Source organism: Vibrio sp. 1078-1 (assembly GCF_033340475.1).
In genome coordinates this window covers 1-612 of the sequence record NZ_JAWOWM010000550.1, presented here as the reverse complement: position 1 = coordinate 612, position 612 = coordinate 1, and the positions used below count along the sequence as shown (strand labels likewise).

Below are 612 nucleotides of genomic sequence, written 5' to 3'. Positions count from 1 at the left end.
GGAAATTGGTTTGACGATGGCGGTCGGTGGCTTTATTGGCGCTCAACTTGGCGCAAAAGTGGTGGTTACCAAAGGTCAAAAGTGGATTCGACCTCTAGTGATTACCATGTCTATGCTGATGGCAACAAAACTTCTTTGGCAACAACATCAGCAATGGCTTCTAACACTGTTTTAATTCGCTGATTGCGGTATGTGTTGTGGCGAAGACAGATGTGTATTGGGCGAACTAGAGGCTCTAGTTCTTCGAATTCAAAACAGAAATTTGATGCGATGTTGAGTGTTTTGATGATGGATTTAGGTATCAGTGCTGGTGCCATACCTTTTAAAGCTAATTGCGCTGCCGCAGTGTAGGAGTCCATTTCCATCAAAGGTTGGATCTCGTACTTGGACAAAATGGCTTGTTGATATGTGTTGGCTGGGTTATTCAAATCGTTAGTTAAAATCGCTTTTGGTAATTGAGTTAGCGGGTGCTTACTTATTATAGAGAAAGGCTCATCGGCGAGATGAACGCTCATCAAACCGTGATGAGAAGGTAAGTAACCAGCGCAGAATCCTAGGGTCGCTCGCCCTGATTTTACGTTTTCAACGATTCTCGGAGTGTGATTGGTAGAG

At 44.0% G+C, this 612-nt stretch carries 1 protein-coding gene; it reads right to left on the bottom strand.

Annotated features, from left to right (window positions below; all coding sequences use genetic code 11):
* Positions 1–110: 110 nt before the first annotated feature.
* Positions 111–612: LysR substrate-binding domain-containing protein (locus tag R7190_RS28725; protein ID WP_318138043.1), on the bottom strand; the 502-nt coding region annotated here is incomplete at its 5' end.